11 protein-coding genes are annotated in these 13,841 nt (G+C 70.0%); 5 read left to right on the top strand and 6 right to left on the bottom strand.

Annotated elements, in window-relative coordinates:
* Positions 1-65: 65 nt before the first annotated feature.
* From IG86_RS0124525 to ctaC, 3 genes are read right to left on the bottom strand one after another with little or no spacing between them, the layout of a single operon-like run.
* Positions 66-464, bottom strand: coding sequence for a cytochrome c oxidase subunit 4 (locus IG86_RS0124525; protein ID WP_030654914.1), 399 nt, complete (start codon positions 462-464; stop codon positions 66-68).
* Positions 461-2,191 (bottom strand): aa3-type cytochrome oxidase subunit I, encoded by a 1,731-nt coding sequence (gene ctaD, locus IG86_RS0124520; RefSeq protein ID WP_030654913.1) that lies wholly within the window; start codon positions 2,189-2,191, stop codon positions 461-463. Before ctaD ends, IG86_RS0124525 begins: the two co-directional genes overlap by 4 nt.
* Positions 2,188-3,162 carry an aa3-type cytochrome oxidase subunit II gene (ctaC, locus tag IG86_RS0124515; RefSeq protein WP_030899646.1) on the bottom strand — a complete coding sequence of 325 codons (975 nt, stop codon included), beginning with the start codon at positions 3,160-3,162 and terminating at the stop codon, positions 2,188-2,190. Before ctaC ends, ctaD begins: the two co-directional genes overlap by 4 nt.
* A 282-nt stretch (positions 3,163-3,444) precedes the next feature.
* On the opposite strand from ctaC, the gene IG86_RS0124510 reads away from it, so the two are divergent.
* On the top strand, positions 3,445-4,824 hold the full coding sequence (locus IG86_RS0124510; protein WP_030899644.1) for a cysteine desulfurase/sulfurtransferase TusA family protein: 1,380 nt from the start codon (positions 3,445-3,447) through the stop codon (positions 4,822-4,824).
* A 210-nt stretch (positions 4,825-5,034) separates the two neighbouring features.
* On the opposite strand, the gene IG86_RS0124505 is transcribed toward IG86_RS0124510, so the two are convergent.
* Positions 5,035-6,009, bottom strand: a complete 975-nt coding sequence (locus tag IG86_RS0124505) for a carbohydrate kinase family protein (RefSeq protein ID WP_030828732.1) — start codon at positions 6,007-6,009, stop codon at positions 5,035-5,037.
* Positions 6,010-6,140: 131 nt separating this feature from the next.
* Between IG86_RS0124505 and IG86_RS0124500 the strand changes: the two genes are divergently transcribed.
* Together IG86_RS0124500 and IG86_RS0124495 are read left to right on the top strand one after the other, a co-directional pair.
* Entirely contained in the window at positions 6,141-6,380 is a 240-nt protein-coding gene (locus IG86_RS0124500; RefSeq protein ID WP_030654907.1) for a hypothetical protein, read from the top strand.
* A gap of 91 nt (positions 6,381-6,471) precedes the next feature.
* The gene (locus IG86_RS0124495; RefSeq protein WP_030899642.1) at positions 6,472-7,911 is read left to right on the top strand and encodes a hypothetical protein; all 1,440 of its coding nucleotides are present in this window, start codon (positions 6,472-6,474) and stop codon (positions 7,909-7,911) included.
* Between the two features lie 84 nt (positions 7,912-7,995).
* Here IG86_RS0124495 and IG86_RS0124490 read toward each other — a convergent pair whose 3' ends face one another.
* Positions 7,996-8,352: a HesB/IscA family protein gene (locus IG86_RS0124490; protein ID WP_030029080.1), complete on the bottom strand. Its 357-nt coding sequence runs from the start codon at positions 8,350-8,352 to the stop codon at positions 7,996-7,998.
* 294 nt (positions 8,353-8,646) lie between these two features.
* On the opposite strand from IG86_RS0124490, the gene nadA reads away from it, so the two are divergent.
* Together nadA and IG86_RS0124480 are read left to right on the top strand one after the other, a co-directional pair.
* A complete protein-coding gene (nadA, locus tag IG86_RS0124485) occupies positions 8,647-9,834 on the top strand; it encodes a quinolinate synthase NadA (protein ID WP_030899639.1) in 1,188 nt (395 codons plus the stop codon).
* 116 nt (positions 9,835-9,950) lie between these two features.
* Entirely contained in the window at positions 9,951-10,589 is a 639-nt protein-coding gene (locus tag IG86_RS0124480) for a hypothetical protein (RefSeq protein WP_157854878.1), read from the top strand.
* Positions 10,590-10,640: 51 nt separating this feature from the next.
* Here IG86_RS0124480 and IG86_RS0124475 read toward each other — a convergent pair whose 3' ends face one another.
* Positions 10,641-13,787, bottom strand: a complete 3,147-nt coding sequence (locus IG86_RS0124475; RefSeq protein ID WP_030828728.1) for an efflux RND transporter permease subunit — start codon at positions 13,785-13,787, stop codon at positions 10,641-10,643.
* Positions 13,788-13,841 lie beyond the last annotated feature (54 nt).

Raw genomic sequence — 13,841 nt, 5'->3', positions numbered from 1 at the left:
CTCCTCCGAAGAGGTGTCCGGGCCCCACGTGGTGCGCGGCCGGGCCGCGCGGGTACCGCTTGTGACTACTGGTTCGCGTTCTCACCGCGGTAGTACTCGTACACCCAGCCCCACAGACCGATCATGATGATCGGGGCCGAGAAGTACATGAGCCACCAGCCGAAGATGACGCCCATGAAGGCGAGCGCGCCACCGATGCCCAGCGAGAGCGGCTGCCAGCTGTGCGGGGAGAAGAACCCCAGCTCGCCGGCCTCGTCGGCGACGTCGGCCTCCAGGTTGTCCTGGGCCATCTCGTCGACTCGCTTGGCCGTGAAGGCCAGGTAGTAGCCGATCATGACGCTCAGGCCGAAGGCCAGGAAGAGCGCGGTGGTGCCGACGGGCTCCTTCGACCACACGCCGTACACGACGGCCATGATCAGGATGAAGAAGGAGAGCCAGAGGAACATCTTGCCCTGGATCTTCACTTGCCGGCCTCCTTGCCACCGGTGACGGCCGCCTTGGCGCCGTGGTCCTCGAGGTGGTCGAGCGCCGCGATCTCCGGGTGGTGGAGGTCGAAGGCGGGCGACTCGCTACGGATGCGCGGCAGCGTGAGGAAGTTGTGCCGCGGCGGCGGGCAGGACGTCGCCCATTCGAGCGAACGGCCGTAGCCCCACGGGTCGTCGACCTCGATCTTCTTGCCGTACTTGGCCGTCTTCCACACGTTGTACATGAACGGCAGCATCGACAGGCCCAGCACGAAGGAGCTGATCGTGGAGATCGTGTTCAGCGTGGTGAAGCCGTCGGCCGCGAGGTAGTCCGCGTAACGACGCGGCATGCCCTCGGCGCCCAGCCAGTGCTGCACCAGGAAGGTGCCGTGGAAGCCGATGAACAGCGTCCAGAAGGTGATCTTGCCGAGGCGCTCGTCCAGCATCTTGCCCGTGAACTTCGGCCACCAGAAGTGGAAGCCGGCGAACATCGCGAAGACCACGGTGCCGAAGACGACGTAGTGGAAGTGCGCGACGACGAAGTACGAGTCGGAGACGTGGAAGTCCATCGGGGGCGAGGCCAGGATGACGCCGGTCAGACCACCGAAGGTGAAGGTGACCAGGAAGCCGATCGTCCAGAGCATCGGGGTCTCGAAGGACAGCGAGCCCTTCCACATGGTGCCGATCCAGTTGAAGAACTTCACACCGGTCGGTACCGCGATCAGGAAGGTCATGAAGGAGAAGAACGGCAGCAGCACACCGCCGGTGACGTACATGTGGTGGGCCCACACGGTCACCGAGAGGCCGGCGATCGCGATCGTCGCGGCGATCAGGCCGATGTAACCGAACATCGGCTTGCGCGAGAAGACCGGAATGATCTCGGAGACGATGCCGAAGAACGGTAGCGCGATGATGTACACCTCTGGGTGTCCGAAGAACCAGAAGAGGTGTTGCCACAGCAATGCGCCACCGTTGGCGGCGTCGAACACGTGCGAGCCGAACTTGCGGTCGGCCTCCAGCGCGAAGAGCGCGGCGGCCAGCACCGGGAAGGCGAGCAGGACCAGGACACCGGTCAGCAGCACGTTCCAGGTGAAGATCGGCATGCGGAACATCGTCATGCCCGGAGCGCGCATGCAGATGATCGTGGTGATGAAGTTGACCGAGCCGAGGATCGTACCGAAGCCGGAGAAGGCCAGACCCATGATCCACATGTCGGCGCCGATGCCCGGCGAGCGGACCGCGTCCGACAGCGGGGAGTAGGCGAACCAGCCGAAGTCGGCGGCGCCGTTCGGCGTCACGAAGCCGGCCACCGCGATGGTCGAGCCGAAGAGGTACAGCCAGTACGCGAACATGTTCAGCCGCGGGAACGCCACGTCGGGCGCGCCGATCTGCAGCGGCATGATCCAGTTGGCGAAGCCCGCGAACAGCGGGGTGGCGAACATCAGCAGCATGATCGTGCCATGCATGGTGAACGCCTGGTTGAACTGCTCGTTCGACATGATCTGCGTGCCCGGACGAGCCAGCTCGGCGCGCATGAAGAGCGCGAGCAGACCGCCGATGAGGAAGAACACGAACGAGGTGACCAGGTACATCGTGCCGATGGTCTTGTGGTCGGTGGTGGTGAGCCACTTCACGACCACGTTGCCCGGCTGCTTGCGCCGCACCGGCAGCTCGTTCTCGTACGAGTCAGCTGCGGCGGCACCCTGGGATTCGTTGAGGATGCTCACAGTTTGTTCACTTCCGCATTCCGGGCCGGGTCGGTCTGCTGGATGCCGGCGGGGAGGAAGCCGGTCTGACCCTTCTCCGCCAGCTCCTTCAGGTACGTCTTGTACGCCTCGGGCGAGACGACCTTGACGTTGAAGAGCATCCGGGAGTGGTCGACGCCGCAGAGCTCGGCGCACTTGCCCATGAAGGTGCCCTCTTGGCTCGGGACGACCTCGAAGACGTTGGTGTGGCCCGGGATGACGTCCTGCTTGAACAGGAAGGGGACCACCCAGAAGGAGTGGATGACGTCGTTCGACGACAGGATGAAGCGGACCTTCTCGCCCTTGGGGAGGACCAGGGTCGGACCCGGGTTGCCCGTCTGCGGGTTCCGGTCGCCCGGGACGCCCTTCTCGTAGACGCCCTCGGCGCCCGCCGGGAAGTCCTTGGTGAAGCGGTCCGGGATGGAGGCGAGCTCCTTGGGAACCGAGCCGGCCTTCGGGGTCGCCGCGTCGCCGTCGACGTTCTCGATGTAGTTGAAGCCCCAGCTCCACTGGAAGCCGATCACGTTGATCGTGTGCGGCGGCTTCGGGGTGAGGGCGAGGAGCTTCGACTCGTCACGCGCGGTGAAGTAGAAGAGCACCGAGACGATGATGAGCGGGACCACGGTGTACAGCGCCTCGATGGGCATGTTGTACCGGGTCTGCGCGGGGACCTCGATCTTCGTCCGGCTGCGCCGGTGGAAGATGACGCTCCAGATGATCAGGCCCCACACCAGGATGCCCGTGACGAGCGCGGCCGCCCAGGATCCCTGCCACAGGGAGAGGATGCGCGGCGCCTCCTCGGTTACCGGAGTCGGCATTCCGAGGCGGGGGAAGTCTTTCCATGTATACGAGCAACCAGTGGCGGTCGCCAGGACCACGCCCGCAGTCAGCGCCTGCAGCAGCTTCCGCCGCATCGGGCGCCGCGGCGAGCGGTCGGAGCCGTAGGGACTCACGTAGCGCCTTCCCGAGAGTCTCGGCCCGCGCGGCCGGCCGCGGCCGTGTTCGGGTCGGTCGCCGGCCCTGACGCAGGCAGGGGTTTGGATGTTTATGCGGACCAAACCCTACTGGACGCTATTTGGGGTCGCGCGGGGAGGGTGCCCAACGCGCCGCTACTGTCCCCGAAGGGATGGATCCGCCGTACGGGGGACGGCGCGAATGGCCCTGAATGGCGGGCTCCGGGGCGCATCTGACGCCCCCTGACCTCGAACGCCGGGGGCTGGAGCTAGCGTGGCCGGATGCCGTACTTCGACAGCGCGTCCGCCGCTCCCCTGCACCCCGTGGCCCGGCAGGCGTTGCAGGCCTCCCTGGACGAGGGCTGGGCCGATCCGGCCCGGCTGTACCGGGAGGGCAGGCGCGCGCGGCTGCTGCTGGACGCGGCGCGGGAGGCCGCCGCGGAGGCGGTGGGATGCCGCGCCGACGAGCTGGTGTTCACTCCTTCGGGGACGCACGCTGTTCACACGGGCATCGCCGGTGTCCTCGCCGGCCGCCGGCGCGTCGGCAACCATCTGGTCGTATCAGCGGTCGAACACAGTTCTGTACTGCATTCGGCGGCGGCGCACGAGGCGCGCGGCGGAAGCGTCTGCGAGGTCCCGGTGGACCGGTCGGGCGCGGTGTCCGCCGCCGGGTACGCGGACGCGCTGGTCCCGGCGACCGCACTGGCCTGCCTGCAGTCGGCCAACCACGAGGTGGGCACGGTCCAGCCGGTGGCCGAGGTCGCCGAGGTCTGCGGGGCGGCCGGGGTGCCGCTGCTGGTGGACGCGGCGCAGTCGCTGGCCTGGGGTCCGGTGGAGGCGGCCTGGTCCGTCCTGGCGGCGAGTGCGCACAAATGGGGCGGCCCGCCCGGTGTGGGCCTGCTGGCGGTCCGCAAGGGGGTGCGCTTCTCGCCCCAAGGCCCCGCGGACGAAAGGGAGTCGGGCCGCTCCCCCGGCTTCACGAACCTTCCCGCGATCGTGGCGGCGGCGGCCTCACTGCGGGCCGTACGGGCGGAGGCGGACGCGGAGGCGGCCCGGCTGCGGGTCCTGGTGGACCGGATCCGGCGGCGGGTGGTGCGGCTGGTCCCTGACGTGGAGGTGGTCGGCGACGCGGACCGGCGGCTGCCGCACCTGGTCACCTTCTCCTGTCTGTACGTCGACGGGGAGGCGCTGCTGCACGAGCTGGACCGGGCGGGCTTCTCGGTCTCCTCGGGCTCCTCCTGCACGAGCTCCACGCTGACCCCCAGTCACGTGCTGCGGGCGATGGGCGTGCTGTCGGAGGGAAACGTACGGGTCTCCCTGCCGCCGGGCACCCCGGCGGAGGAGGTCAACGCGTTCCTGGAGGTGCTGCCGGGTGCGGTGGCGGGCGTACGGGAGCGGCTCGGTGTGACGGAGGCGCCCGTGTCGCTCCCGGAGGCGGACTCCCTGGAGCTCGACGCGCTCGGCCTGCGGTGCCCCCAGCCGGTGATCGAGCTGGCCCGGGCCATCACCCGGGTCCCGGTGGGCGGCACGGTGACCGTCCTGTCGGACGACGAGGTGGCCCGGCTGGACATCCCGGCGTGGTGCGCGATGCGGGGCCACGACTACCTGGGCGAGTCCCCCCGCCCCACCGGCACGGCCTACACGGTCCGCCGCCGGTCGTAACCCCTCCGGCTGCGCCGGCCGAGCCCAGCCCCTCGGGCCGAGCCCAGCCCCTCCGGCGTTTGAGGCCCGGACCCCGCGCCTCAAACGCCGGCGGGGCTGGAAGTGCCCCGGCCGGGCCGGAGCTGCTGGTCCGGGCGGAGCCCGGGAAACGGAGAAAGGGCGGGGCGGGGACAGAACCTCCCCGCCCCGAGGGCCCGGCTCGGGCCGGCGTCACGCCAGGTGGGCGCGGACCTCCGCCGCGGCCTCGTCGCCGTAGGCCTTGGTGAAGCGCTCCATGAAGTGGGCACGGGCCAGGGTGTACTCCTGGGTGCCCAGCGTCTCGATCACGAGGGTGGCGAGCATGCAGCCCACCTGCGCCGCGCGCTCCAGGCCGACGCCCCAGCCCAGGCCCGTCAGGAACCCGGCGCGGAAGGCGTCGCCGACGCCGGTCGGGTCGACCTTCGCGTTCTCCTCGGGGCAGCCGACGACGATCGCGGCCTCGCCGGCCCGCTCGATCTTGACGCCGTTGGAGCCGAGCGTGGTCACGCGGGTGCCGACCTTGGAGAGGATCTCCTCGTCCGTCCAGCCGGACTTCGACTCGATGAGGCCCTTCTCGTACTCGTTCGAGAAGAGGTAGGTCGCGCCCTCCATCAGGGTGCGGATGTTGTCGCCGTCCATGCGGGCGATCTGCTGCGAGAAGTCGGCGGCGAAGGGGATCCCCCGCGTCCGGCACTCCTCCGTGTGGCGCAGCATCGCCTCGGGGTCGTCCGCGCCGATGAGGACGAGGTCGAGCCCGCCCACGCGGTCGGCCACGGACTTCAGCTCGATCAGGCGGGCCTCGCTCATCGCGCCCGTGTAGAAGGAGCCGATCTGGTTGTGGTCGGAGTCCGTGGTGCACACGAAGCGCGCGGTGTGCAGCACCTCGGAGATGCGGACGGAGTCGGTGTCGACGCCGTGGCGCTCCAGCCAGGCGCGGTACTCGTCGAAGTCGGAGCCGGCGGCGCCGACCAGGATCGGGCGGCTGCCGAGCTGCCCCATGCCGAAGCAGATGTTCGGGCCGACACCGCCCCGCCGGACGTCGAGGTTGTCGACGAGGAAGGAGAGGGAGACCGTGTGCAGCTGGTCGGCGACCAGCTGGTCGGCGAAACGGCCGGGGAAGGTCATGAGGTGGTCGGTGGCGATGGAGCCGGTGACTGCGATGCGCACGGCGTGGACGCTCCTGCTGAGGACGGCGAGGGACAGTCAAAACTACCCGGTAAGTGACCCCTGGCCGAACCCCAGAAACTACCCCTTAGTAGGTCTTTCTTCGCGAGAGCTCCGATGCCTACGGTGCCTCCATGACCTATACCGACGGTTACGGCTACTGCGAGTACACCGCTGAGAGGCGCGCAGCGGAAGCCCCGGGACGGGCCGGCTTCGCCCGGCTGCTCGGGGACTGCGCCCGGATGGCCCCGCACTGGGGCGTCGAGGAGGGTCCCCGGCCGGTCCGGGTGGCGCCCTCGCAGATCCACGGGGTCCGGGTGCCGGCCGCCTCGGCCCGGCTGATCGCCTCCACCGCCGCGTACGGGGACCAGTAGGGACCCTTCGGGGGACCCGCGGGGAACCGGTTGGGCGCCTGTTCCGTCACACCCGCATCAGACACTGCGGGACCAGTGAAGGAGCGATGCGGTGACCAGCGAAGAACCCGGTACGACAAGCGGCACACGACGGCGGCCCGCCTGGGTCGTCGGCTCGATCGCGGCCGCCGTCCTGCTCGTGGGCGGCGGTACCGCCTACTGGGCGTCCGCGGCCCAGGGCGACGGCGGTACGGCCCGCCGTACGGGTGACAGCGCCTCCGCGCCCCGTGACGCGGGAGACCCCTCGGGCCCGGGCATCGCACCCGGGGAGCCGGATCCGTCCGGCGCGGGCGTGGTCTACCGGGCCGACGTGAAGCTGCCCGAGGCACCGGCGTCGGCGCCCGCCTACAGGGTGTCCGGTGAGGTCGCGGAGGCCGACGTGGCCCGGCTCGCGGCGGCCCTGGGCATCTCGGGCGCGCCGCGGCTGGAGGGGGACGTCTGGCTGGCCGGGGAGGCCGCCGACGGTTCCGGGCCGCGGCTCACAGTGGCGCGTACGGCTCCGGGCACCTGGAACTTCAACCGCTTCCAGGCGGGCGGCGACGGCGCGGGCAACGGCGCCGGGGACGACTGCGTGCGCGGCAAGGACACCTGCGGCCCGGCCACCCTCCCGCGGGACGCGGGCGGTACGGGCGGGAGCGGCAAGCCGGTCTCCGAGGAGGCGGCCGGGGCCGCCGCGGCCCCGGTGCTGAAGGCCCTCGGGCAGGACGGGGCCAAGCTGGACGCCCGGCTCACCCAGGGCGCGGTGCGGGTCGTGAGCGCGGACCCGGTGGTCGGCGGGCTGCCCACGCAGGGCTGGTCCACCAAGGTGAGCGTGGGCGCGGACGGCTCGGTGGTCGGCGGCAACGGCGAGCTGAAGGCGCCGGTACGGGCGGCCGACCAGCCGGTGGTCGGGGCCGTGGAGGCGCTGGCCCGGCTGAACGCGAGGTCGGGCGGCGGGGGCGGCAACCCGGAGCCCAGCGGCTGCGCGAGCGCGGTGCCGCTGGGGGCGGACCCCGCGGGGGGTGCCACGGACACGGTGCCGTGCAATCCGGAGCCGCGGCCCATGAAGCCGCCGCGGACGGAGACGGTCAAGGGCGCGGTGCTCGGGCTGGCTCCGGGGACGGTCGAGGGCTCGCGGGGCCTGGTCCCGGCCTGGCTGTTCGAGGTGGCGGGCCAGGGCGGCGCGCCCGGCCACACGGTGAGTGAGCCGGCGTCCGCGCAGCAGGGCACGCCGGGCCCGAAGGACGGCCGTACGGTGCCCGGGTTCTCGTACAAGGAGGAGGACCGGAAGCTGACGGTGAACTTCTGGGGCAGCGCGTGCAGCACCTACGCCGTGGAGGCGCGGGAGCAGGCGGAGTCGGTCATGGTGAAGATCACGGACACGCCGAACAAGCCGGGTCAGGCCTGCATCATGCTGGCGGAGGAGAAGTCCCTGTCGGTGACCTTGAAGGAGCCGCTCGGCGACCGGAAGGTGCTGGACGCCACGACGGGCAAGCCGCTCCCCAAGCAGTAGCGGCGGCCTCCTGGGCACGGGCGAGGGCCCGTCCCCGGTCGGATGCGACCGGGGACGGGCCCTCGTCGTGCGTGCGGTTCAGGCTTAGCTGAACGAGTCGCCGCAGGCGCAGGAGCCCGTGGCGTTCGGGTTGTCGATCGTGAAGCCCTGCTTCTCGATGGTGTCGACGAAGTCGATGGAGGCGCCACCCAGGTACGGGGCGCTCATGCGGTCCGTGACGACCTTCACACCGTCGAAGTCCTTCACGACGTCGCCGTCGAGGGAGCGCTCGTCGAAGAAGAGCTGGTAGCGCAGGCCGGAGCAGCCGCCGGGCTGGACTGCGACGCGGAGCGCCAGGTCATCGCGGCCTTCCTGCTCCAGCAGGGTCCTGACCTTCTCGGCGGCGGCGTCGGACAGGAGGATGCCGTCGCTCACAGTGGTCTTGTCGTCCTGTACGGACATCTGCATTCACTCCCGAAGTGGGCGGCTCCCCGCCGGGGGCGGGGAAACGTCGGACTCTTGCCGTCGGTGGCAACGAGCGGGACCGCGGATTCATTCCGGGACCCGACGCTTGTTTCAGATATTCATGCTCGCACACCGCGCGCGGGGGCGGGCCCGGCGAATCGAGGGCTGATGCGTCACATTGACACTATCGGCATCGTCAAACTGACGTGAAGCGGTTATGATAGATAGCGTCAAGTAGACGAGAAGTGTCGAAGCGATGATCCTGAAATCCCTCGTCGCAGAACAGAAAGGGTGCGTGTCGTGACCACCGCCCAGCCGTTGGACGTCCAGCCGACGCCCCTTGCCCTGCTGCTGCTCGGCCGTGAGGCCGACCCCAAGAGCGAGCGCGGGGTGGAGTGCCCCGGCGACCTGCCCTCGCCGTCCGACCCGGACCTCGTGGAGCGCGCACGCGCGGCCAAGGAGAAGCTCGGGGACAAGGTCTTCATCCTCGGCCACCACTACCAGCGTGACGAGGTCATCGAGTTCGCCGACGTCACCGGTGACTCCTTCAAGCTGGCCAAGGACGCGGCCGCCAAGCCGGAGGCCGAGTACATCGTCTTCTGCGGCGTCCACTTCATGGCCGAGTCCGCGGACATCCTGACCTCGGACGACCAGAAGGTGGTCCTGCCGGACCTGGCCGCCGGCTGCTCGATGGCCGACATGGCCACCGCCGAGCAGGTCGCGGAGTGCTGGGACGTGCTGACCGAGGCGGGCGTCGCCGGCTCGACGGTCCCCGTCTCGTACATGAACTCCTCCGCCGACATCAAGGCCTTCACGGGCAAGCACGGCGGCACGATCTGTACCTCGTCCAACGCGAAGAAGGCCCTGGAGTGGGCGTTCGAGCAGGGCGAGAAGGTGCTCTTCCTCCCGGACCAGCACCTGGGCCGCAACACGGCCGTCCGCGACATGGGCATGTCCCTGGACGACTGCGTGCTCTACAACCCGCACAAGCCGAACGGCGGCCTGACCGCCGAGCAGCTGCGCGACGCCAAGATGATCCTGTGGCGCGGCCACTGCTCGGTCCACGGCCGGTTCTCGGTCGACTCGGTCAACGACGTCCGCGCCCGCATCCCCGGCGTGAACGTCCTGGTCCACCCCGAGTGCAAGCACGAGGTCGTGGCGGCCGCGGACTACGTCGGCTCGACGGAGTACATCATCAAGGCGCTGGAGGCGGCCCCGGCCGGCTCCAAGTGGGCCATCGGCACCGAGCTGAACCTGGTCCGCCGCCTGGCGAACCGATACGCCGCCGAGGACAAGGAAGTCGTCTTCCTCGACAAGACGGTCTGCTTCTGCTCGACGATGAACCGCATCGACCTCCCGCACCTGGTGTGGACGCTGGAGTCCCTGGCCGAGGGCACCCTCGTCAACCAGATCCAGGTCGACAAGGAGACGGAGAGCTTCGCGAAGCTCGCCCTGGAGCGCATGCTCGCCCTCCCGTAGCGGTTGTCGTACATCGAGAAGGGGGCGCCCGACACTTGTCGGCGCCCCCTTTGCCGATCCTCCAGGCGGCCCAGGCACAGGGGCGGGCGGTGACTGTCCGGCGCATCCTGGGAACCATGGGCGATCCGGCAGGGCAGCGCTTCCGCACGGGACACACCTGGGTCGCGAGCATCGCCTCGATGGCCGCCCTGGCGTTCTCGGCCTACAACTTCGCGGAGACGCAGGAAGATCCGCAGACCGTGGTCACCCTTCCGCTGTCCCTCAAGATGATCCGGTCCGGTGACCAGACCTCCGTCTTCATCCAGCCGAGTGTGTCCACGCGGTTCGACACGGAGGACGTGGAGATGGTCACCCACGTCCGGCTGCGCCTGCGGCCGGAGGCCGGGGGCCCCGAGCCGGAGTTCTTCTGGCAACAGAACGTGAAGTGGTGGGTGAACCGCGATGCAAAGGCCTTGGACAAGACGAGCATCTGGTGGGAGTTCGCCTCGGACCCGACACCGTTCGTCGTGACGAAATCCGACGTCAAGCAGCCTGTCATGCAGTTCACCTCCGGCAGCTGGGACATCCGGCCCGGCCGTTTCGACGGGACCCTGACCGTCGAACGGGCGAGCACGAGCGCACCCATCAAGCGTCCCTTCTGCCTTGTGCTCCTGCAGGAGCACATCACGACCCTGTTGAAGAACGACGGCTGGTACGAATTGCGCACGGACGTTCCGGGACACCGTGAAGGCGGCTGCTACCACTGGTACGGGTGAGGCCCCGGACACCGCTCGCGGCGGCGTCCGGGGCCTCTGCGGCAGGTCCGGTCAGACCTTGGCGGGCTCGTCGTTCTCCTCGGTCGCGGACGGAGCGGCCGGGACCACCGTCAGGCGGGCCTCGCGCTTCGCGGAGCGCTTGGCGCGGCGGCGTTCCTTGCGGAGCTCCACCATCGTGTAGAGGGTCGGCACCAGGAGCAGCGTCAGCAGGGTCGAGCTGACCAGGCCGCCGATCACCACGACCGCGAGCGGCTGCGAGATGAAGCCGCCCTCGCCGGTGACGCCCAGCGCCATCGGCAGCAGCGCGAAGATCGTGGCCAGGGCCGTCATGAGGATCGGCCGCAGACGGTGCCGGCCTCCCTCGACGACCGCCTCGACGACGCCGAGGCCCTGGGCGCGGTACTGGTTGACCAGGTCGATGAGGACGATCGCGTTGGTCACGACGATGCCGATGAGCATCAGCATGCCGATCATCGCCGGGACGCCCATCGGGGTGCCGGTGACGAGGAGCAGGCCGAGTGCGCCGGTCGCCGCGAACGGGATGGAGACCAGCAGGATCAGCGGCTGGACCAGCGAGCGGAAGGTCGCCACCAGCAGCATGAACACGATCGCGATGGCCGCGAGCATGGCCAGGCCCAGCGAGCCGAACGCCTCGTCCTGGTCCTCGGAGACGCCGCCGATGGAGGCGGTGGCGCCCTCGGGCAGGTCCAGGGCCTTGAGCTTCGTCTGGAGCTCGGCGCTGACCGCGCCCGTGTTGTCGCCCTGCGGGCGCGCGGTGACGGTCGCGGCGCGGGCGCCGTCGATCCGGGTCATCGCGACCGGGCCGGGGACCTCCTTGACCTCGGCGATGTCGCCGAGCTTGACCGGGCCGACCGGGAGCGCCTGCAGTTCGGCCAGGGTGGTGGCCGGCTGCGCGGACTTGATGACGATGTCCCGCTCGGTGTCGTCCAGTACGGCCTTGCCCGCCGGGTTGCCCCGTACGGCCTGGGCGACGATCGCGCCGAGCGCGGCCTGGTTCAGGCCCGCCTCCGCCGTCTTGGGGGTGGCGGTCACCGAGATCCGGGGCACGGACTGGGACAGGTCGCTCTGCACATCGGTGACGTTGTCGAGCTTGGCGACCTCGGCGCGGACCTGCTCGGCGGCCTTGGCGAGGACCTCGCCGTCGCCGGCCTTGACGACCACGCTGAGGTTCTGGCTGCCGAAGGCGTCGCCCGCCGCGATGCGGGTCTCGCCGATGCCGTCGAGGGCGGCCAGCCGGTCCTCGATCCGCTTCTTCACGGCCTCGCCGTCGCCGGCGTCCTTGAGCGTGACCTGGTAGGAGGCCTGGTTGGAGCCGGTGCCGCCGCCGAAGGCCGCGAGGAAGCCGGAGGAACCGACGGTGACCTGGTAGCTCTTGACGCCGTCGACCGAGCCCAGCACCTTCTCGATCTTGCGGCTCGCCTCGTCGGCGGCGGCCAGCGAGGTGCCCGGGGCGAGTTCCTGCTTGACCGTCAGGAGGTCCTGCTCGCCCTGGTCGAAGAAGTTGGTCTTCAGCATGGGGGTCATGCCGAAGGTGCCCAGGAGGACGACCACGGCGATGGCCACGCTGGTCAGGCGGCGCCGGGTGGCGAAGCCCAGGACGCGGACGTAGAACCGCTGGAGGCGGCCGCGCGACTCCTTCTCCTCGGCCTCGCGCCGGACCTTCGCGACGCTCTCGGCGTCCCCGGCGACGATGCCCTTGGGCGCGCTGAGGAACCAGAACGACAGGACCGGAACGACCGTCAGGGAGACGAGCAGCGAGGCCAGCAGGGCCGCGGTGACGGTGAGCGAGAAGGACCCGAAGAGCTCGCCGATCATGCCGCCGGTGAGGCCGATGGGCAGGAACACGGCCACGGTGGTGAGCGTGGAGGAGGTGACCGCGCCGGCGACCTCCTTGACCGCGGTGATGATCGCGGCCTCGCGCTCCTCGCCGTAGCCGAGGTGGCGCTTGATGTTCTCAAGGACCACGATCGAGTCGTCGACGACCCGGCCGATGGCGATGGTCAGCGCGCCCAGGGTCAGCATGTTGAGCGACAGGTCGCGGGTCCACAGCACGATGAGCGCGAGGACCACGGACAGCGGGATGGACACCGCGGTGACCAGCGTCGAGCGCAGCGAGGCCAGGAAGACCAGGATCACGATCACCGCGAAGAGCAGGCCGAGCATGCCCTCGGTGGTGAGGCTGGAGATGGACTTGGCCACCGCCGGGCCCTGGTCGCTGACGACGGTCAGGTCGGCGCCGGCGCCGAGCGTGGAGCGCAGCCCGGGCAGCTTGTCCTTGACGGCGTCGGAGATGGCGACGGCGCTGCCGTCCTTGTCCATGGTGAGGACGAGGGCGAGGCTGGGCTTGCCGTTGGTGCGGGTGATGGAGACGGCCTTGGCCGGCTCCTGCTTGACGACGGCGACGTCGCCGAGGCGGACCGCGGGCTTGCCCGGGCCGGGGCTCAGCCGCAGGTCCTCGACCTGGGCGAGGGAGGTGAAGCCGTTGCCCACGCGGACGGTGCGGTTCTTGCCCGCCTCGTCGAAGGAGCCGGCGGGGACGGCGGCGCCGCCCGCCTGGAGGCCCTGCGCGAGGGCCGCGCCGTCGAGGCCGGCGGCGGCGAGCTTGGCGTCGTCGGGGGTGACGGTGACCTGGAGGTCCTGGACGCCGTCGACGCTGACCTGACCGACGCCCTCGATGTCCGACAGGACGGGCACGACGGACTTCTCCAGCTGGTCGGCGAGCGCCTGCTGGTCCTTGTCGGAGGTTACGGCCAGGATGACCGTCGGGATGTCGTCGGTGGAGCCGGCCACCACCTGCGGGTCCACGTCGGCGGGCAGCCGGACGCGGGCCCGGTTGACGGCCTGCTGGACGTCGGCGACGAGCTGCTTGGTGCCGCTGTCGCCGTAGTCGAAGGTGGCCATGATGAGGGCGTTGCCCTCGCTGGCGGTGGAGGTGATGCCGGTGATGCCGTCGACGCCCTTGAGCATGGACTCGATGGGTTCGACGACCTGCTTCTCCACCACGTCGGGCGAGGCGCCCTGGTACGGCGCGAGCACGGACACCATCGGGAGTTCGATGGAGGGCAGCAGCTGCTGCTTGAGCTGCGGGATGGCTATGGCGCCGAAGAGGAGCGCGACGATCGACACGAGGCCGACCAACGCCCTTTGGGCAAGGCTGAAGCGGGACAGCCACGACATGGGTATGGGATCTCTCTGCAGTGACGAACGCGAGGGCACTCCCACCCTGTCCCA

It is taken from the genome of Streptomyces virginiae, from assembly GCF_000720455.1.
Taxonomy (GTDB): Bacteria; Actinomycetota; Actinomycetes; order Streptomycetales; family Streptomycetaceae; genus Streptomyces; species Streptomyces virginiae.
Note: the sequence above shows the minus strand (reverse complement) of the source record. Positions and strands in the feature narration are given on the sequence as shown.

Excerpts from the sequence above, each read along its gene's own strand:
- IG86_RS0124480 (WP_157854878.1), top strand. The coding sequence starts at position 9,951 with ATGGGCGATCCGGCAGGGCAGCGCTTCCGCACGGGACACACCTGGGTC.
- IG86_RS0124475 (WP_030828728.1), bottom strand. The coding sequence starts at position 13,787 with ATGTCGTGGCTGTCCCGCTTCAGCCTTGCCCAAAGGGCGTTGGTCGGC.
- IG86_RS0124490 (WP_030029080.1), bottom strand. The coding sequence starts at position 8,352 with ATGTCCGTACAGGACGACAAGACCACTGTGAGCGACGGCATCCTCCTG.
- IG86_RS0124500 (WP_030654907.1), top strand. The coding sequence starts at position 6,141 with ATGACCTATACCGACGGTTACGGCTACTGCGAGTACACCGCTGAGAGG.
- IG86_RS0124510 (WP_030899644.1), top strand. The coding sequence starts at position 3,445 with ATGCCGTACTTCGACAGCGCGTCCGCCGCTCCCCTGCACCCCGTGGCC.